Source organism: Hominiventricola aquisgranensis, assembly GCF_040096225.1.
Classification (GTDB): Bacteria; Bacillota; Clostridia; order Lachnospirales; family Lachnospiraceae; genus Hominiventricola; species Hominiventricola aquisgranensis.
The window spans coordinates 60,193-80,353 of the sequence record NZ_JBBMFC010000008.1 but is presented as its reverse complement, the minus strand read 5'-3'; the positions used below and the strand labels follow the sequence as shown (position 1 = coordinate 80,353).

The following is a 20,161-nucleotide window of genomic DNA, read 5'->3' as shown; positions in this document are numbered from 1 at the left end:
CGAAAATGGAAAATATGGTAAATGTCTATTTCTTCGGTAAGAAATACAGTGTTCCTGCAGATCTGACCATCATGACTGCTATGGAATATGCCGGATATACATTAAAGAGAGGATGTGGCTGCCGCCACGGTTTCTGTGGTGCCTGTGCAACCATTTACAGAATCAAGGGAAAGAATGAGCTGAAGACCTGTCTGGCCTGTCAGACGCAGGTACAGGAAGGCATGTATGTGGCAAGCATTCCGTTCTTCCCGACAGATAAACGAACCTATGATATCAATGATCTGAGGCCGGGGCAGCAGGTGATGATGGAACTTTATCCGGAGATCTACAGCTGTATTGGTTGTAATGCCTGTACCAAAGCCTGTACCCAGAGTCTTAATGTCATGCAGTATATTGCTTATGCACAGAGAGGAGAACTGGAGAAATGTGCAGAAGAGTCCTTTGACTGCGTAAGCTGCGGATGCTGTTCTGTTCGTTGTCCGGCAGAGATCTCTCATTCGATGGTAGGACTGCTGGCAAGACGTCTGACTGGTAAATACATTGCTCCGGAAGCAAAACATCTGACCAAACGTGTGGAAGAGATCCATGAAGGTGCTTATGATGATCTGATCGAGCAGATCATGCACAAGCCGATCACGGAGATGCAGGAGCTTTATAACAACAGAGAGATTGAGAAATAGGGAGGGCATGAAAAATGTATGCACCATATCCAGAAAATATGATGGAGTCGGTCAAAAAGGTAGAAGCTACAAGAGCAGAGCGTATGGCAACAGAGCCCAGACGTCTGACCGCAGATGAAAAGGATGCTCTTCTGAAAGAGTTCCATCCGGATTATAATCCAGATGCATTTGCCCAGATCAAGGTGGGACCGAACAAAGGACAGAAGGCACCGTTAGAGCTGGCAGAGATGCTGCATTCCACCAGCCGTCTGCTCCATGAGAAGATCGACCTTACAAAAATTGATTATGATGTGGATGTGCTTGTGATCGGCGGCGGCGGAGCAGGTTCTTCCTGTGCCATTGAGGCGCACAACGCCGGAGCAGACGTTATGATCGTAACCAAGCTTAGAATCGGTGATGCCAATACAATGATGGCAGAGGGAGGAATCCAGGCGGCAGATAAGGAGAATGATTCTCCGGTACAGCACTATCTGGATTGCTTCGGCGGCGGACATTTCGCTGCAAAACCAGAGCTGGTAAAGAGACTGGTTATGGAAGCCCCGGACGCGATCAAATGGCTCAATGAACTGGGTGTTGAGTTTGATAAAGAGGCAGATGGAACCATGATCACCACCCACGGTGGCGGAACTTCCAGAAAGAGAATGCACGCAGCAAAGGATTATTCTGGATCTGAGATCATGCGTACCATCAGGGATGAAGTTCTGAACCTGGGAATTCCGGTGGTTGAGTTCACCTCTGCGGTAGAACTTCTGAAAGATGAGAAAGGTCAGGTTGCAGGAGCCGTTCTCCAGAATATGGAGACCGGTGATTATATGGTGGCAAGAGCCAAAACAGTTGTGATCGCAACCGGCGGTGCAGGAAGAATGCATTACCAGGGATTCCCGACCTCTAACCACTATGGGGCAACAGCAGATGGACTTGTGTTAGGATACCGTGCCGGTGCAGCACTGCTGTATCAGGATTCTATCCAGTATCACCCGACAGGAGCTGTATATCCTTCTCAGATTCTTGGTGCGCTTGTAACAGAAAAAGTACGTTCTGTCGGTGCTCAGCTGGTTAATGCTGAGGGTGAAGCTTATATTCATCCGCTGGAGACCCGTGATGTCAACGCTTCCGGCGTCATCCGTGAGTGCAGAGAAGGCCGCGGTGTAGAAGTTCCGGGCGGACTCAAAGGTGTATGGCTGGATACTCCGATGATCGAGATCCTCGGAGGCGAAGGAACCATTGAAAAACGGATTCCGGCAATGTTCCGTATGTACATGAACTATGGCATTGACATGAGAAAAGTTCCGATCGTGATCTATCCGACCCTTCACTACCAGAATGGAGGACTTGAGATCAATGGAGATGGATTTACAAAAGAGATCCCGAACCTCTTAGTTGCAGGAGAAGCAGCAGGCGGAATCCATGGAACCAACCGGCTGATGGGTAATTCCCTGCTGGATGTGATCGTATTTGGACGTAATGCCGGCAAAAAGGCTGCAGCAAAATGCAAGGATGTTGAGCTTGGCAAGCTGAATCTGGATCATATTTATCATTATGAAGATGAACTGGAGCAAGCAGATATTCATACAGGAAAAATGTCGCCGATGCTTCTGCCGAATTATGCAAGACATGAGCAGCGATAATTGATAAAACTGGACGGACAGACACAGGAAGATTTTGCACCCTATGTCTGTCCGTGTTACAATAGACAAAAAGTTCCATAAGAGGAGGTTTATCATGATACGTGAAGTAAATGTCAGTCAGCTCACGGATGTGGTCGAGAGACTGTGCATCGAGGCAAATGAGCATCTTCCGTCCGATGTGAAATGTGCTATTGAGCATTGCCGTGCCTGCGAGGATGGGGAGATCGCCCAGGGGGTACTCGATAATATCATTGAAAATTATAAAATTGCGGATGCAGAGAATGTACCGATCTGTCAGGATACAGGTATGGCCTGTGTGTTCCTGGAGATCGGACAGGATGTACATCTGACAGGCGGAGATCTTGCAGAAGCAATTGATGAAGGTGTACGCAGAGGTTATGATAAAGGATATTTACGAAAATCTGTAGTGAAAGATCCAGTTCGCAGAGGCAATACAGGGGATAATACTCCGGCAATGCTCTATACAGAGATCGTGCCTGGTGACAAGATCAAAGTGACTGTAGGACCGAAAGGCTTTGGCAGCGAAAATATGAGCATGATCCGTATGTTCAAGCCTTCAGCAGGACTTCAGGGAATCAAGGACTTTATCCTGGAAGTCGTAGAGACCGCAGGCCCGAATCCCTGCCCGCCTATGGTGGTTGGCGTTGGCATTGGAGGAACCTTTGATAAATGTGCGCTGCTGGCTAAGAAAGCTTTGATGCGTCCGCTGGATTCCGAAAATCCGGATCCGTTCTATGCAGATCTGGAAAAAGAGATGCTGGAGAAGATCAATAAGCTTGGTATCGGACCGCAGGGATTTGGAGGAAAGACCACAGCAATCGGACTGAATATCGAGACTTTACCGACCCATATTGCAGGCATGCCTTGTGCAGTCAATATCAACTGTCATGTGACACGCCATAAGACGGAGGTGATTTAGATGGCAGCAAGAAAGATTACATTACCATTGACCGAAGAACTGGCAAAGACTCTGCATGCAGGGGACAGTGTTCTCCTGACCGGCACCATCTATACGTCCCGTGATGCTGGACATAAGAGAATGTGTGAAGCATTGGCAAGAGGCGAGAAGCTTCCTTTTGATCCTGCGGATGCAACGATTTATTATGTAGGACCGACACCAGCGAAACCAGGACAGGTCATCGGAAGTGCAGGACCGACCACCAGCGGACGTATGGATGCGTATGCACCAACCATGATGTCTGTAGGTGCCCGTGGTATGATCGGAAAAGGAGCAAGACTTCCGGAAGTAGTGGATGCTATGAAAAAATACAGTGGTGTGTACTTCGGAGCGATCGGCGGAGCAGGAGCACTGCTTGCAAAATGTATCAAGAAATGTGAACTGATCGCATATGAGGATCTGGGTGCAGAAGCTCTCAGAAAATTGTACGTAGAAGATATGCCGTTAGTAGTTATTATTGACAGTGAGGGTAATAACCTTTATGATGATGGAAGAAAAGCGTATCTAAAGGAGCATCAAAATTAATCATCATGAAAAGTTTTTACAAGTTATCAAAAAAGCAGCAGATGTCAGAGGCATTTATCAATAATGCATTTCTGGCATTATCTGGCGGTTTTCAGGATGCATATACCTATAACACCAGAAATGAAGTCTTTTCCAATGCACAGACTGGAAACGTAGTCCTTATGAGTCAGAACCTGATGACCGGAAACTGGCAGAAGGGACTTCGATATCTGGTGCCACTTCTGGCTTTTGCAGGAGGTGTACTGGTAGCTGAGAGAATCGCAGAACGGTTCCGTTATGCAAAAAAACTCCATTGGAGACAGAGCATCTTGCTGATGGAGATCCTGATCCTGTTTGTTGTAGGATTCATGCCGGCAGAGATGAACATGGGAGCAACTGCACTGGTATCCTTTGCATGTGCCATGCAGGTACAGGCATTTCGTAAAGTGGATGGATATGCCTATGCAAGCACCATGTGTATTGGCAATCTGAGAAGCGGAATGGCAGCATTATCCGCTTTCATGAGGAATCATAAAAAGCAGCAGCTGGAGCAGGTGGGACATTATTTTGGTGTGATCTTCCTCTTTGCTGTTGGTGCCGGAATTGGTGGAAATCTCTCCATTCATTATGGCGTGCCGGTGATCTGGGGATCTTGCATCCTGCTGCTTATCAGTTTCTGCCTCATGTTTGCGGAGCAGATTGAATAGGTGAGAAGCTCAGAGAACACATGAAGATATGCAGTCTGTGAATAGCCCAGGAAGGGCATGAAGATATGTAGTCTTTGAGAAGCCCAGGAAGCGCATACATATAAGGCTCGTATGAAGTGTATCGTACAGCATAACAAAAGAATCCGGACAGATCGGACACTAAAAAGAAGTGTTCGCTCTGACCGGATTTTTCTGTCATGCAGTCCGCTCCAATTCATAGCAGCGCTCTTATATGTAAGCACTCCCTGGGCTTCTTCGAGGTTACATATGTAGGTGTGCTTCCTAGGCTTCTTCGAGGTTGTATATGTATGCGTGCTCCCGGGCTTCTTAGAGGTTGTATATATTATGAGTGCTTTGAGCTTTACAGGGTCATGTGCGTATACTTTAGAATTAGCATTTGACGTGGGTATAGGCTTCATCTATAATGGGGATAGTATTTGAATGGGAGGGCAGTTATGCTGAGTATTTATCTGGGAAAGATGGATAAGGCGATTTATTATCCACCGGTATACTTTGACAATACGTATGAAGATGAATAGATCACGGATGAACTGTCGAGAGAGATGATTAGGGATGTGGACCGGTCAGAAGTGATTGGAGCGCATCTGATTGAGAGTCCAGTATTGGGGCCGATATCGCCAAAGGAATTATCTGGTGGTGTGAAAACACTGATATTGATGGCTTTGGATGATAAAGAACAGATTTTTAATGCTTCTGCATGTGGTGATAATTGTGCAAAATGGATTCTGAAGATCAGTCGGATGAAGAATCTGACAATTAATCTGCGGCATATTATGGATTTTGGCGAGGAACCTATGGAAGCGAAGATATTGAATACCGGAGATATGGTTCATAATATGCAGGAGTTCATTGGGATTGCAGGGAAATTTGTTTAGGTGAGGTCTGATGAAGGGAAAATACAGAGTTGTCCTACAGAATAACAGACTGCATTATGAGTTTGAGATAAGGCGAAATATTACAATTATTCAAGGGGACAGTGCAACAGGAAAGACAACATTGATCAATATGCTGCGCCAGGCTGAAAATCTTGGCAGATCCAGTGGAGTTGATGTGGTCTGTGAAGCTCCATGCAGAGTATTGGAGGGTGCGAACTGGAAACTTCTTTTGCAGAATATGCATGGAAATATTATTTTTACAGATGAAGAGAATGCATTTATCAATACAGAGGAATTTGCCGCAGAGGTTCGCAATTCGGACAATTATTTTGTGCTGATTACAAGAGAGAATCTATATAATCTGCCATATAGTGTGGAAGAAATCTATGGATTACATGCATCTGGAAAATATCAGAATACAAAAAAAGTGTATCAGCAGATGTATCAGATTTACTCAGAAATGCTGCCTTGTCAGTCAGAACCGGAGAAATTGCTCGTAGAAGATTCTAATTCAGGCTATTAGTTTTTTGAGGCAATCGGCAAAGAGTATGGAATTGAATGTGAAAGCGCAGGTGGAAAATCAAATCTTTTTGATTTGATAAAAAAGACAGGTAATGCTGGGTGCCCATAATACAGGAAGCAACTAATTTTCTATGATTATGGCATCTGGCAGTCGAGGTTAGCAAAAAACATAATGATCGATACTTGGTTTGAATGACCAGGTATCGCTCATTTTCGTATGCGACAAACTTCACTTTTCCTGCTCCATCCAGTACAATTTAAGTGAAAACAGCAGATTGATTGGAGGTGCGATTATGACTCAGAACTTAACTTATACCCAATGCGGTGATTACTATTTCCCTGACATCAGATTGGCACACACGGAAACACAGTCCCTTGGCGAATATGGCAGAATGCGCAGAACGTTCTTAGGACAGAACAAACCGATGCTTTTTAACGATATGGTCTTGACGGAAACACTGTTCCCGCATCTGTGGGAAGTACAGCAGACCTGTGCGATGCGAATAGAGTTGCTGATGACGGATCTGTTGGCGAAGAATCCAGCACCAGACAAGGTAACACAGCAGCTTGAATGGGTAACTCATATGAACAGTCTTAAAGCACAGGCAGAGGAAATCATTCTCCGTGAACTGGTTTATGGGGAGGATGTTGTATGAGATTGCTTGAAGAATTTTGGTACGGCAATATCGAACCTACCGAGTATGATACATCGTCCAACAAAGAGTACAAGAAATTAGTGGAGCTGATCTACAGGAACGAAGAAAATCTCAAAGCCACCATGACGAACGAATAGAAAGAACTGTTTGAGAAATACACCGACTGTGTGCGAGAAAATCAAGTTATTACAGATTGCCTCATATTCCAAAACGGATTTAAGTTGGGTGCCAGAATGATGTTGGAAGTCATGGAAGAATAAACATAAACAATTTGATGCCACCCGTGGGAACAATCTTCGGGTGGCATTTTTGCATCCATCAAAATGCAAAAAACATTTTCTGACTGTCCCAAATTGGTGCCCTTAATCGTTATATAAGTCTTACGCTGAAATGATTAGTCTGTTTGTAGGTTACTGGCATCAGTTATATAAAAAAGACAGGAATGTTATGGTGTATGTTGGAAAATGGGGTGATGTTAAGCATCCAGGTAGCAATGTTGCACGATATACTAAGTTCGTCGGAAAGAATCGTACACAAGTAGTCAATCTGGCAATTGTTCGTATAAAAGAGGAACAAGATTTCATTGATAATACTTTAATCAAATATATTGAAGTTCTTCATGATCTCGATTTAATCGAAGACGGATTTTATGCTCAAATTAAATATGGAACAGATGACGAACGTACAATTTGTTTAATTAAGAACGGATTGCCCTACGCTGTCGCAGAAATGGAGGGCAATCATCATGTCAGAACCTATCACTTTGGATTATTATTACGGCTTGGAAGCCGAACAGTACACTTTCTTCCGCATCCCCAAAATCCTTTTCAGTCCCACCTACAAGACGCTTTCTGTGTCGGCAAAGATGCTGTACGCGCTTATGTTGGACCGCATGAGCCTGTCCGCACGCAACCGCTGGATGGACGAGGACGGGCGTGTGTTCATTTATTTTCGCATGAGCGAGATCATGAGCGCTCTTGGCTGCGGTCACAACAAGGCAATCGCCCTGTATGCCGAATTGGAGAAGGTCGGTCTTATCGAGCGCAAGAAGCAAGGCATAGCTTTGCGCCACAGAGTTTCCTCTGTTTTGCCATTTCTGCCATTCTCCTAAGAGTTTGGGTTATTTATCTAAATAAAGCATATCAAACTACTATGAAATTGTCAATCTGAATAGTTTTCAGCCGCACAAACCAGCGAAAATTTGTATAAAATAAACGACGTTGATTTTTAGCATTTCGCAATATGTACAAAGAGCGATCTCCAGCAGAAAAGAAAAATGCAGGCGGTATCATTGAGATACTGCCTGCGGCATTTCTTTTGCGCCGACCGGCGCAGGGTTTGTCGGACTTTGGACGGCAATCGAAAACATCCGTCAGGATTTTTCGGGGGTTTGGGGCACTCCCCAACAAGCGGAAAGGATATCCCTTTCCATTGCTTGCAAATCCTTCGTTTCGGTGCTCCTCGCTGAAAATCAGTTATCAGTTTCAGCTTCCGCGGGTTCCACAGACGGCAACTCAATACCAAAATTGCTATACCGTTCCAGAGAATGTAACTCTGTTTTGATGAACGCCCACGAACTGCGGTAATCATCGCATACGGAGAAGGAAGATTCCTTCATAAACAGCGTAAATCCGTCCGGGTCATCGCCGTACTTCAAGTCGAACTCCTCGGCACACCGAATCTTTTCCCAGTCGGAAAGATTTGTCCTTCCATGAAGAATATGCTCCAAATTCAAAGAGAAGTAGTACATACTGTATGGAATGGTTGCAATTTTAGGGCAGGCAGAGAGCCGGTCGATATTGTCCCGTTTGCGCTGATTGCGGTTAAGAACCCCCGCACGGTTCGGCGTTTGGATTTGCGTTTCCGTGTAATAAGGCGGAGCGCCTATTTCCATTGAATCATCTTCGACAACAGCATCATCAGGGATGAATACACCGTCCATGTCGGTGAGATGAACGATTCTGCAAATATCGCTCTTTCTGTAGATACTGCCCATAAACTCCTTGACCTGTTCCCAAACGGCAGCCACGATCTTATCCGAAGAAGTGAAATCGCGGGTCAGAATATCCCCGTGAACGACCTGAAATTTTACCGTTGAGGAAGAAAAGATACGGTTCAAAACCGTAGAAAGACTGGTTTCGTCTGTTGGACCCTCTACGATAAAAAGCATAACTTTCTTCTTAGCCATTGGACACCTCCGAGGGGGCGTCATCCGACAAAGAAATGCTCTCCATACGCTTGCCGACGACTCTCATTGCGTGAGCGATTTCAGACACATTGGTTTCTTCATAGAGTGCTGCGTCATCATCACTTCCGAGAATGACTTCACGCAGATACATGGAGCGCAGATTATTTGTTGCCCGCACACTTTTGATGCGCGTATAACGGGCGCTGGGGTTGGTCGTTGTAAAGACGATGGAATTGCTCTCCAGCGTTTCCAGCGGATAAAGATTGTGCGAGGTGAAGATCAACTGACCCTTACCGGAGTTTTGCATGATCCGCAGCAGCTCGCCCAGCAAATACTCGTAGATACCAGCATCCAGTTCATCGACTGCAAGTGTAATGGACGGATCGTTGTATGCGGCGATCAGCAGATGCAGGATCGAGGTGATTTTCTTGATACCCTCGGATTCATACTTCAAGGGCAAACGGTGCAGTTCACCATTGGCACAGAGCAGCTCTCGTGCTAACTGGATCTTTGTTCCCTGATTCCCGTCCTCCATCAGCTCCGTGCCAAGCTCCACAAGCGTCAGCTTTGCACCGGGGATGATTTTGCAAAGGACGGTGCTGATGGTCGAGATGACCTGACGAATGATCTCCAAGAACCGAGTCGGTATTGTTTTCGGCTGGTCGATCGGCAGTGTGAACATACCGCCGGCCGTTTCCGTTCGGAAGTTCACGGGGATCGCTGCATCCAACGAGATCAGTCCGTTGTTGCGGTTCAGAATGACAAAGAGCGAGGTCTTGGCGTAAAGCGCCATTTCATACAGTGGCTCGACTTCATCATCGTTGTCCTGCGCTGCGTCATGGAGCATTTTCAGAAACTCCGGAGCAAAGAGGAACGAACGGTGCTCCTTCTGGCACAGCAGCTTGGTCACGCGAAGCTCATTCATTTTTGCGCTTTGCTTAGAGCCGAACAGCGATTCCGATTTCACCTGCGGCGTGAATACATCATCTTCCTCCTGATGTGTACACTCAAAGATGGTTTTCAGCCGAGAAGTCTTTTCAGAATCGCTGCTGAATGTGACACACTTGATGGTTTCATCGATCGTGTCTTTGCTCAAGGCGGCGGCATAGATAAACCGCCGTCTGTACGCAACATTGCCCTCATGCAGTTTGAGGATACTGAACTCAAATTGCAGTTCTGCTTTCTCTTGTCCGTAGGAAATGCAGTCTGACAGTTCTGCGCCGACCTTTTGCCCGGACAGCAGCGTTTTTAGGATTTCCAGTGCATCGATAAATGTTGTTTTGCCGGAGCCATTCTGACCGTAAATACCGAGGACATCAGCTTTCGGCGCAAAAATATCCTCTCCATAATTGCATGGAAAACGAATGTCACCGGACTCAACATTTCTAAATTTTTTGATACTTGCCCGCTGGATGCGAACAATAGGAGTTTCATTCACAGATACCACCTCCAAATTCAGTATACCCACTTTTTCTAAAAATAGCAATACGAAACTTAAAAAGCGAATAAAAAATTCGCATATTAGAATTTTAGCAGGAGTATTCCGGAAACGAAAACGCAAAAGTGCGTTCGTGTTCGGAAAACTGATTTTTTCTAAAGGAAGCGATACTGTCGGTTTACGGTCATACCGGATCTCGCTTTCCCTATTGACAAGGTATGTTTCTATCTGTTACACTTCACGCAATACTCACGATTGGAGGAAAATCTCATGAAACAAAAATGGCTTTTGACCGGAACAGCGCTCATGCTTGCGGCGGCGCTGGCCGGATGCGGCAATACGCCTGCGGCAGATCAGACGGCAAAGATCAGCATGGAGCAGGCGCAGACGGCGGCACTGGACGCTGCCAACATTGAAGCGGCAGACGCGGACATTTCTTCCGCAACACTCAGCGAGGTCGCGGGGATTACCTGCTACAAGGTGGAGTTCACCTCTGGCGATTACACCTATGCGTATTCCATCAACGCCGAGAGCGGCGAGGTGCTGGAGGCGAGTTACCGGGATAAGAATGCCGCGCCCGCAGACAGCACTCAGACGGATACCACTGCATCCGGCGTGACCACCACTCCGGCGCAGACCACCCCCAACACCAACATCTCCACCGGCGCGGTGGACGAAGCCAAGGCGCAGGAGATCGCCCTTGCCCATGCGGGCGTGAATGCGGCGGACGCCACTATCACCAAATCCAAGCTGGACTATGACGATGGCCGCCAAATCTACGAGCTTGAATGGTACGCGAACGGCGCAAAGTATGACTATGAGATCGCTGTGGCTACCGGCGAGATCGTCAACTCCGGCTATGAGGCGAAAACTGTGGTCGGCACCGGCAACAGCGCCACCGTCAGCGAGGCGACAGCAAAGCAGACCGCCCTTGCCCGTGTATCAGGCGCAACGGAAAAGGACATCTACGAATGGAAGCTGGACTACGACGATGGCCGCCCGGAGTATGAAGGCAAGATCATCTACGGCGGCACCGAGTACGAATTCACCATCGACACCGTTTCCGGCAATGTCACCGAATGGGAAGCTGAGACCCTGAACCGCTAAACTTCACAGCAAACACTACGCCCTATGGACGATCCCTCGTCCATAGGGCGTTTTTTTTTCTCCACAAATTCCGGGCAACTTCACTCCACCGGAGTAAACTGTTGATACTACATTCGGGAGGTATCAACAATGAATAGCATCATCACAACAGAGCGCACCGACGCCTACTGCCTGTCCCTTTTGGCAGACGAGCGCTCGGCGGGGACGATCTCGAAATACCGCCGCGACCTGACGGCCTTTGCCCGCTGGCTGGACGGGCGCACCGTCACCAAGGAGACCGCCGCGGGCTGGAAAAGCCACCTGAGCCACCGGGGCTACGCGCCGCGCACCATCAACTCCATGCTGGCGTCGTTGAACAGCTTCTGTCGGTTTGCCGGTCTGCCGATCAAGGTGAAATTCCTGAAGATCCAGCGGCAGATCTTCCGGGACAGCGCTAAGGAGCTGACGAAGGCTGGACGGGCCACCATCACCCTCAAGGGCAAGATCCGCACGATTTTACTCCCCGCCAAGCTGTGCTGCAAGCTGATGCAGTACGCCAAGAAACAAAAAATCGCTGCCGGTGAGATTTTTCTCACAAGCAGCGGGAAGGGCATTTCGCGTCGGCAGGTCTGGTACGAACTCAAGCGGCTGTGCAAGACGGCGAGGGTGGAGCCGACCAAGGTGTTCCCCCACAATCTGCGGCATTTGTTCGCCACTACATTCTACCGCGTCTGCCGGGACATCGTGCGCCTTGCGGATGTCCTCGGCCACAGTAGCATCGACACCACCCACATTTACCTGATGGTTAGCGGGGCGGAACAGCAGCGGCATCTGGACCGACTGGGGCTTGTCTCATAGGTCACGAAATCAGCATTTTGTGTAAAGATAGCGAACGCGCCGTTTGACCGGCGCTGGACTAAATCAGCATTTTGTTTATTTTTCGAGAACGAAACATTTACAAAATTGTGATTTTTCGTGAATACAGCAGAACGAAATATATTCCAATTGCAAAATAGGCGCAACAAACAAAGCCCCCCAAAAAAAATGAATTTTTTGGGGCTTTTTCGTCATGCGTAAAATTAAGAACGGTCTTGAATTTCTAGTACTTTTCTGGTAAAATTCACACATGAAATATGTAGATAATCGTCGAGCATTTGTAACGCGAACAACAAAATGCTGATTTCGTTGATCGCGTCGCCGATCACGGCGGCCGCGGCAGACGAGGACACGGGCGTCATGACGGCAGGAGCCACCACGCTTGAGATTTCGACGGACGAGGCATTCCTGTGGGATTCGACAACAGATCAAAAGACGCTCGCCGGTATCAACCCGGAGTGGTATCAAGAGAATATTACGGCCGCCGGTATCCAGAGCATTTCCATCAAGATTCCGGCTTCCACAGAAACGATCCGGAAAGATTTCGGTGGAGTATATACCGGTTACAATGGCTATTCTTCTGCCGGACAAGAATTAAGACCTGTCAATATTACCTGTGATCAGGTGTTCGTTGATTTTTCTGCGGCGACCAACCTGAAAACGATCGGGCTTCAGGCATTCTTTCAGGTCTCCGGTTTGAAAATTGGGACTTTTAATTTTTTCCTGTTTTACGGGCACTGCCCTAAGGAAGAAACTTGTGTTATTGCAGACGGTGCAGCCATAGGTCCTGAAATGAACAGATTGTATAACCAAGTGAAAGTGAAATCAAATGTGAAATTGTATTTGCCTGAATCATTTGAATGGATTATATTGCAGTCAGGTATTGTGGATGAAAAGGAAATACGGACGATTTTGCTGGAGCCGGAACAGTATATTGACAGCAAAGATTATTTTAGCTGGGAACAGTATTTTGCAAAGTTGCTGATTAGGTGTACAGAAAATACATATCTGCAGTATCGAAAAAGTAAGTTAAACGAAACGTATCTTCATGAGAAAAACAAAAAGATGATTTTGGAAAGCATCAAAGGAATTAAATTTTGAGAAGCCCAGGGAGCGCATGAAGATATGTAGTCTGTGAATAGCCCAGGAAGCGCATACATATAAGGCTCGTATGAAGTGTATCGGAGCATAGTCAACAAAAGAGTCCTCACAATGAGTATATCTTAGCAGATATTCTCCTTGTGAGGACTTTTTGCTGCCTATGTCCGCTCCAATTCATAGCAGCGCTCTTATATGTAAGCACTCCCTGGGCTTCTTCGAGGTTACATATGTAGGTGTGCTTCCTGGGCTTCTTCGAGGTTGTATATGTATGTGCTTCCCGGGCTTTATTTGGCGGCATCCATTTCTTTGAAGATTCCGTTCATGACGAAAGCTGCAAGGAAGAAGGTGCAGAGGTCGGCGATGGGCTGGGAGATCTGGATTCCCAGAAGACCGAGGATTGGTGTCAGGATCAGCAGTGCCGGGATCAGGAAGAGTCCCTGGCGACCGATGGAGACCAGTGTGGCACGGATGCCGTAGCCGATCGACTGGGGCATCATATTTCCCATAATGATCACACCCTGTAATGGAAGTGTTACAAGCTGCAATCTCAAAGCCAATGTACCGATGCGGATGACATCAGGATCGCCTTTTCGGAACAGTTCTATGATGTGTCCGGAGAAAGCAAAACCAGTAACGCAGAAAACCAGCAGGATTGCTGTGCTGACTTTGATACAGAACCAGCAGGCTTCTTTGACGCGGCCATACATCTTCGCACCAAAGCAATAGCTGCAGACAGGCTGGAATCCCTGACCGAATCCAATGATGGCGGAGTTGATGAACATCATAAAACGACTGACGATAGACATGGCAGCGATTGCTGCGTCTCCGTAAGGATGAGCCATTACATTCATGATGATGGTTGCAACGCTGGCGATTCCCTGACGGCCAAGGGATGGAATACCGCCGTAGATCACATTTTTGTAGATACTTAAGGTTGGACGAAAATTCTTCGGATGGATCGTGATACATTCCTTTTTTGTATTGCACATAAAAAGTAGAATGCAGAAACTGATCACCTGCGACAGAGCAGTCGCCAATGCTGCACCGGAAGTTCCAAGTCCCAGACTGAAGATAAAGATAGGATCCAGGATCATATTCAGGATTCCTCCGGTAGTGATACCGACCATGGCAAACAGAGCTTTTCCTTGAAAGCGAAGCAGATTATTCATAATAAATGAAGTGACCATAAATGGTGCAGCCAGGAAAATATAACGTGCATAGTCCTGGGCAAAAGGTGCGATGGTCTCTGTGGCACCAAGGAAAAATACTACATTTCTAAGACTCAGATTTCCCAGAACCGCAATCAGCAGTCCGATGATCAATCCCGTAAAAAATGCAACAGAAGCCACCTGTTCGGCAAGCTGCCGCTTTCCGGCACCGATGGAACGGGCAATGTAATTGCCGCTTCCCATACCGACCATGAAGGACAGTGCCTGAATGATCGCCATGGCAGAAAATACGATGCCGATGGCACCAGAAGCACTGGTACCAAGCTGACTTACAAAAAAGGTATCAGCCATATTATAAATAGATGTGACCAGCATGCTGATAATGGTTGGCACAGCCAGCTTCGGAATGATCCGGTTGACCGGTGCATTTGCCATCTCATAATACTGATCGTGAACAGTTGCTGTATCAGACATAGGTGTACACCTCATTTCTTTTGACTTTGTTGTGTTGTAACAGAGGCAAGTATAGCATATTTTGGATAGGTGGGTAAGAGACGATTTGTACAAAAAACTAAAAAACATTTCGATGAAACGTTAACAGTATATTTTTGTGCAAAAGTATGGTAAGATCAGAAATAAGAAACAAAAAATATAAAAAAGTAACAAAAAAGATCTGTTTCCAGATCTTTAAGTTCTACACCATGTAGAGTCTTTCGACGGCTTCGGTTAAACCTTATTTGCACTCGTCTTGTAAATTTATAATTATGATAGCAGTCTTTTTAAGAAAATGCAAGTGAAAATAACAAAACTAAAAAGGAGATAAAGTTTATGGGATATTATATGGGATTGGATATGGGAACATCATCTGTTGGTTGGGCAGTGACTGATGAAAAATATAATTTGATTAAAAAACATGGAAGAGATATGTGGGGAATTCGTGAATTTGAGGAAGCGGACACTGCGGAAGCCAGAAGGACATTTCGAGTCGCCAGAAGACGAAGACAGAGAGAAGTTGTAAGAATTGGTTTATTAAAAGAGTATTTTCATGATGAAGTTATAAAAGTAGATCCTAATTTTTTTCAGAGACTGGAAAACAGTAAATATTTTCAGGAAGATAAAGATGAAGAAGTAAACGAAAAATACGGGATTTTTGCGGATAAGAATTACACGGATAAAGATTATTTTAAAGAGTATCCAACAATTTACCATCTTCGCAAGGAGTTATTACATTCTCAGGAACCTCATGATGTGAGATTAATATATCTGGCACTTTTAAATATGTATAAACACCGCGGGCATTTTTTGAATGCATCTCTTGGAATTGATGGTGAAAATCGAAAGATGAAAGACATTTATTGTGATTTTGTATTGATGGCAAGAGATGTGTTGGAATTGGAATTTCCAATTGAATTTGGTGAAGTTCAGTTTCAGAATTTGATGTGTGCAAGGGATCTTTCAAGAAAGAAAAAAGCGGAAAAACTAATTGATTTACTTGGTATTGATAAAAAGCAGAAACAACATATTGCTTTATTAGAGTGTATTCTTGGATTGGACAAGAGTGTAAAAGTTTTGTATGGAAAGAAGCTTGCAGATGATTTTGATAAAAGTATTAAGATCAATTTCTCAGACAGTGGATTTGACGAAAAAGCAGAAGAACTTGCAGATATTTTGGGAGAAGAACGTTTTGATTTAATTCTTTGTATGAAGGAATTGTATGATTCTGCAACGCTGAATCAAATTATGGGAACGCATAAGTATTTATCAGAAGCACGAGTACAGGAATATGAGAAACATAAGAATGATTTAAAAAAACTTAAGTGTGTAATCAAAAAGTATGGGACACGGGAACAGTATGCGTTTTTGTTTCGTAGTGTAGAAAAAGCAACTTATAGTGCATATGTCCGTTCTGTAAATTCTGGAGGTAAAGAACGGAGAAATATGTCAGAGCGTACAAAAGATGCGTTGTATGCAACTTTGAAAAAAATATTAAAAGAATTTCCTGCGGATGACAAAGACTGTATTTACATTATGGAAGAAATTGAAAAGAATCATTTCCTTCCGAAACAGATGACATCTGCAAATGGTGTAATTCCAAATCAGATCCATGCGAAAGAAATGAAGCAGATTTTGAAAAATGCAGAAAAATACCTTTCCTTTTTATCTGAAAAAGATGAGAGTGGTTTATCTGTTTCAGAGAGAATTTTACAGTTATTTACATTTCAAATTCCCTATTATATTGGACCGTTATCAACAAATAGTGCAAAAAATAATGGAAATGGATGGGTAATTCGTAAAGAAGAAGGGAAAGTCTTTCCGTGGAATATGGATCAGAAGATTGATAAGAAGAAAACTTCAGAGGAATTCATTTCACGTATGGTCAGACGCTGTACTTATATGGGAGGGGAGCAAGTCTTACCAAAATCTTCATTGGAATATGAATGCTTTAGTGTGCTGAATGAGTTGAATAATCTTAAAGTGCGTAATGAAAAATTGCCCGTAGAAATCAAACAAAAAATATATACAGATTTGTTTACAAGGGGAAAGAAAGTCTCTAAAAAATCGATTGCAAATTATCTGAAAGGCTGTGGAATTTTGCAGGAAGGATCAGAGGATGAACTTACTGGGATGATGGATTCCATAAATAGTTCACTAAGTTCATATGGAAAATTCAGAGCAATTTTTGGTGATCAGATGAAGGAAGATTCCTGTAAAAAAATGATAGAGAAGATAATATTCTGGTGTACTGTTTATGGAAACTCCAAACAATTTCTTAAAGAACAAATGGAAGAAAATTATGGAAGTATTCTTACGCAGAATCAGATAAAGAGAATCCTTGGATTTAAGCTGAAAGACTGGGGAAATTTGTCTAAAGAATTTCTCGAACTACAGGGAAGCAGAAAAGATACAGGAGAAAAAATGTCATTGATTCGAATGTTGTGGGAGACCAATGACAATCTTATGGAACTTTTGGATAATAGCCAATATACGTATAAAAAAGAATTGGAAAAACGACAGGAAAATTTAGAGAAAACACTTAAAGAAATTCAACCAGAAGATTTGGAAGGATATTATTTTTCAGCACCAGTTAAGAGAATGATTTGGCAGACATTACTCGTGTTAAAAGAGACTGAAAAAGTAATGGGACAACCACCCAAACGTCTTTTTGTAGAAATGACAAGAGAACACGGGGAGAAAAATGATATAAAAGATTCCAGAGCAAAAAAATTTCTGGATTTATATAAAAATATAAGAGAAGAGGATCATGATTGGAAAAATGTAATTGAAAATGCAGAAGAGTCGGGAACTATTCGCAGTAAAAAAATGTATTTGTATCTGACACAAAGAGGTCGATGCATGTATACAGGAAATATAATTGATTTGAGTCAGTTATTCGATAATAATTTGTATGATATTGATCATATTTATCCAAGACATTTTGTGAAAGATGATAATTTGGAAAATAATATGGTTCTGGTTGAAAAACAGAAAAATGCGCATAAGAGTGATAAATATCCGTTGGAGGAAAGCATTTATAACAAACAGATTTCATTTTGGAGAGAGCTTCATCATCAGAAATTGATTAATGATGAAAAATTTAAGCGGCTTACAGATAGAAATCCATTTTCAGATGAACAGAAAGCAGGATTTATTGCCAGACAGCTTGTGGAGACCAGTCAGGGAACAAAAGGAATTACTAAAATTCTGAAAGAAGTATTGCCAGATACAACAATGGTGTATGCAAAAGCAAAAAATGTATCGGATTTCCGTAATCAATATAAGATTTTAAAATCTCGAGTTGTTAATGAATTTCACCATGCTCATGATGCATATTTAAATATTGTGGTTGGTAATGTGTATTATACAAAGTTTACAAATAATCCAATCAATTTTATCAAAAAACAAGAGCCTTATAATCTGAGCAGAGTGTTTGAGTGGAATGTTGTAAGAAATGGAGAAGAGGCATGGATTGCTAAACCAGAAAAAGAACAGAAGATAACGATTGAAACAGTACGGAAAATGTTGGCAAGAAACACACCGCTGTTGACACGTCTTAGTTTTGAAGGGACGGGAGGACTAGCAAATCAGACATTATATGGTGCAGAAAAAGCACAGGGTGATGGTTATATTCCTTTGAAAAGTTCGGATTTAAAACTTCGAAATGTCAGAAAATATGGTGGATTTAGCAGTGTATCTACAGCTTATTTTATTTTGGTCGAGCATGAGCAGAAGAAAAAAAGAGTACGAACATTAGAAACTGTTCCTATTCTTTGGAAAGATAGGATAGAAAAAGATCCGAAACAGTTGGAAGTGTATTGTACAGAAGTACTTGGTCTGATAAATTCAGATATTAGAATAAGAAAGATTCGGATTCAGTCACTGGTCAAAAAAGATGGGTATTATATGTATTTATCAGGAAAAACAGGAAATCAAATTATCATGCGTAATGCAGTACAGCTTTGTCTAAGGCAGGAATGGATCAACTACATTAAAAAATTAGAAAAAGAGACAATAGACGAGGTGATTACAAAAGAAGAGAACAGCGAGTTATATAATCTGCTTTGCGAAAAGCATTTAGAAGGAATCTACGCAAAGAGACCGAATCCAGTAGGAGAAAAATTAAGAAAAAGAATATGTGAATTTAATCAGTTAGAGATTACTGAACAACGACAATTATTATTAGAGTTATTAAATTTAAGTAAAATAGGGGTTGTAAAAGCTAATCTTACACTTATAGGAGAAACATCATCAGCAGGAACTATGAAAGTGAGTAAGAATATATCAGAATCAAAAGAATTTAAATTAATTCATCAATCAATAACTGGACTTTATGAAAAGCAGGTAGACCTGCTGAATGTATGAGTTGGCGTACAGTTGTAGTGTCAAGCAGTGCAAAATTAGATTATCAGTTAGGGTATCTCGTTGTTCGGAAAGATACGACGGTAAAGATTCATCTTAGCGAGATATCCATATTGATAATTGAATCAACAGCGGTGTCTTTGACAGTAGCACTTCTAAATGAATTGGTAAAAAAGAAAATAAAGGTTGTTTTCTGTGATGAGAAAAGAAATCCATCCTCGGAACTTCTTCCATATTATGGGAGCCATGATACCAGTGCCAAGATTCGAGAGCAAATAAAATGGAGTGAACAACAAAAAACTGTAATCTGGACAGAGATTGTAACGGAAAAAATCAGAAAACAGATAGAGGTACTGGATGTTTATGGAAAATCAGAAGTACAACTGTTGCGAAAATACGTTGAAGAGATTGAATACGGAGATGCGACAAATAGGGAAGGTCATGCTGCAAAGGTTTATTTTAATGCATTATTTGGCATGGATTTTACAAGAACAGAAGAAAATAGTATAAATGCTGCACTGAATTATGGTTATGGAATTTTGTTGTCAACATTTAATCGTGAAATTATTTTGAACGGTTATATCACACAGTTGGGGCTGTTTCACAATAACATGTTTAATCAGTTTAACTTAGGATCAGATCTGATGGAACCTTTTCGACCGATTGTGGATCAAAGGGTAAGAGATATGATGCCACAAAAGTTTGAAGCTGAGGAAAAAAGAATGATTTTGGAAATTTTGCAAAAAGAAATCTTGGTTGCAGGTAGAAAAGAATATGTCAATAATGCAATCAAGATTTATTGCAAAAGTATTTTTGATGCATTGAGTGCCAATGATATTTCTTTAATTAAATTTTATCAGTATGAGTTATAGAT

Annotated in this window: 16 protein-coding genes, 2 pseudogenes and 1 riboswitch; of the genes and pseudogenes, 15 read left to right on the top strand and 3 right to left on the bottom strand. The window is 43.3% G+C overall.

Going from position 1 to position 20,161, the window contains the following annotated elements:
- Nucleotides 1–5 precede the first annotated feature (5 nt).
- From WMO62_RS06140 to WMO62_RS06095, 10 genes and pseudogenes are all read left to right on the top strand, one after another.
- On the top strand, nucleotides 6–680 hold the full coding sequence (locus WMO62_RS06140) for a 2Fe-2S iron-sulfur cluster-binding protein (protein ID WP_349144143.1): 675 nt from the start codon (nucleotides 6–8) through the stop codon (nucleotides 678–680).
- 14 nt (nucleotides 681–694) lie between these two features.
- On the top strand, nucleotides 695–2,308 hold the full coding sequence (locus WMO62_RS06135) for an FAD-dependent oxidoreductase (protein ID WP_117498318.1): 1,614 nt from the start codon (nucleotides 695–697) through the stop codon (nucleotides 2,306–2,308).
- Between the two features lie 94 nt (nucleotides 2,309–2,402).
- Complete coding sequence (locus WMO62_RS06130) at nucleotides 2,403–3,248, top strand: fumarate hydratase (RefSeq protein WP_435390464.1); 846 nt, start codon at nucleotides 2,403–2,405, stop codon at nucleotides 3,246–3,248.
- A complete protein-coding gene (locus WMO62_RS06125) occupies nucleotides 3,249–3,812 on the top strand; it encodes a Fe-S-containing hydro-lyase (protein WP_117498320.1) in 564 nt (187 codons plus the stop codon).
- 5 nt (nucleotides 3,813–3,817) lie between these two features.
- Entirely contained in the window at nucleotides 3,818–4,498 is a 681-nt protein-coding gene (locus tag WMO62_RS06120; protein WP_349144142.1) for a YoaK family protein, read from the top strand.
- Nucleotides 4,499–5,037: 539 nt separating this feature from the next.
- On the top strand, nucleotides 5,038–5,394 hold the full coding sequence (locus WMO62_RS06115) for a DUF4869 domain-containing protein (RefSeq protein ID WP_349144175.1): 357 nt from the start codon (nucleotides 5,038–5,040) through the stop codon (nucleotides 5,392–5,394).
- A gap of 10 nt (nucleotides 5,395–5,404) precedes the next feature.
- A complete protein-coding gene (locus WMO62_RS06110; RefSeq protein WP_349144141.1) occupies nucleotides 5,405–5,917 on the top strand; it encodes a Fis family transcriptional regulator in 513 nt (170 codons plus the stop codon).
- 292 nt (nucleotides 5,918–6,209) lie between these two features.
- Entirely contained in the window at nucleotides 6,210–6,572 is a 363-nt protein-coding gene (locus WMO62_RS06105) for a TnpV protein (protein WP_349144140.1), read from the top strand.
- A pseudogene (locus WMO62_RS06100) lies at nucleotides 6,569–6,832 on the top strand (DUF6809 family protein). The gene WMO62_RS06105 and the pseudogene WMO62_RS06100 overlap by 4 nt, the downstream one beginning before the upstream one ends.
- A 485-nt stretch (nucleotides 6,833–7,317) precedes the next feature.
- Nucleotides 7,318–7,623 (top strand): annotated as a pseudogene (locus tag WMO62_RS06095) (replication initiator protein A); the annotation flags it as partial.
- A riboswitch (cyclic di-GMP riboswitch) is annotated at nucleotides 7,616–7,674 on the bottom strand. It overlaps the preceding pseudogene by 8 nt.
- Nucleotides 7,675–8,043: 369 nt before the next feature.
- Here WMO62_RS06095 and WMO62_RS06090 read toward each other — a convergent pair.
- On the bottom strand, nucleotides 8,044–8,760 hold the full coding sequence (locus WMO62_RS06090; RefSeq protein ID WP_349144137.1) for a hypothetical protein: 717 nt from the start codon (nucleotides 8,758–8,760) through the stop codon (nucleotides 8,044–8,046).
- Nucleotides 8,753–10,198, bottom strand: a complete 1,446-nt coding sequence (locus WMO62_RS06085; protein WP_349144136.1) for an AAA family ATPase — start codon at nucleotides 10,196–10,198, stop codon at nucleotides 8,753–8,755. Before WMO62_RS06085 ends, WMO62_RS06090 begins: the two co-directional genes overlap by 8 nt.
- Nucleotides 10,199–10,468: 270 nt before the next feature.
- Between WMO62_RS06085 and WMO62_RS06080 the strand changes: the two genes are divergently transcribed.
- The 3 genes from WMO62_RS06080 to WMO62_RS06070 all read left to right on the top strand — a co-directional run bounded on the left by WMO62_RS06080 (nucleotide 10,469) and on the right by WMO62_RS06070 (nucleotide 13,261).
- Nucleotides 10,469–11,305 carry a PepSY domain-containing protein gene (locus tag WMO62_RS06080; RefSeq protein ID WP_349144135.1) on the top strand — a complete coding sequence of 279 codons (837 nt, stop codon included), beginning with the start codon at nucleotides 10,469–10,471 and terminating at the stop codon, nucleotides 11,303–11,305.
- 129 nt (nucleotides 11,306–11,434) lie between these two features.
- Nucleotides 11,435–12,142 carry a tyrosine-type recombinase/integrase gene (locus WMO62_RS06075; RefSeq protein WP_349144134.1) on the top strand — a complete coding sequence of 236 codons (708 nt, stop codon included), beginning with the start codon at nucleotides 11,435–11,437 and terminating at the stop codon, nucleotides 12,140–12,142.
- 315 nt (nucleotides 12,143–12,457) lie between these two features.
- Nucleotides 12,458–13,261, top strand: coding sequence for a hypothetical protein (locus WMO62_RS06070; protein WP_349144133.1), 804 nt, complete (start codon nucleotides 12,458–12,460; stop codon nucleotides 13,259–13,261).
- Nucleotides 13,262–13,545: 284 nt separating this feature from the next.
- Here the strand turns inward: WMO62_RS06070 and WMO62_RS06065 are convergent, their stop codons facing one another.
- A complete protein-coding gene (locus tag WMO62_RS06065; protein WP_349144132.1) occupies nucleotides 13,546–14,904 on the bottom strand; it encodes an MATE family efflux transporter in 1,359 nt (452 codons plus the stop codon).
- A gap of 354 nt (nucleotides 14,905–15,258) precedes the next feature.
- On the opposite strand from WMO62_RS06065, the gene cas9 reads away from it, so the two are divergent.
- Nucleotides 15,259–19,290, top strand: coding sequence for a type II CRISPR RNA-guided endonuclease Cas9 (cas9, locus tag WMO62_RS06060; protein ID WP_349144131.1), 4,032 nt, complete (start codon nucleotides 15,259–15,261; stop codon nucleotides 19,288–19,290).
- Nucleotides 19,287–20,159, top strand: coding sequence for a type II CRISPR-associated endonuclease Cas1 (gene cas1 / locus WMO62_RS06055; RefSeq protein ID WP_349144130.1), 873 nt, complete (start codon nucleotides 19,287–19,289; stop codon nucleotides 20,157–20,159). Before cas9 ends, cas1 begins: the two co-directional genes overlap by 4 nt.
- Nucleotides 20,160–20,161 lie beyond the last annotated feature (2 nt).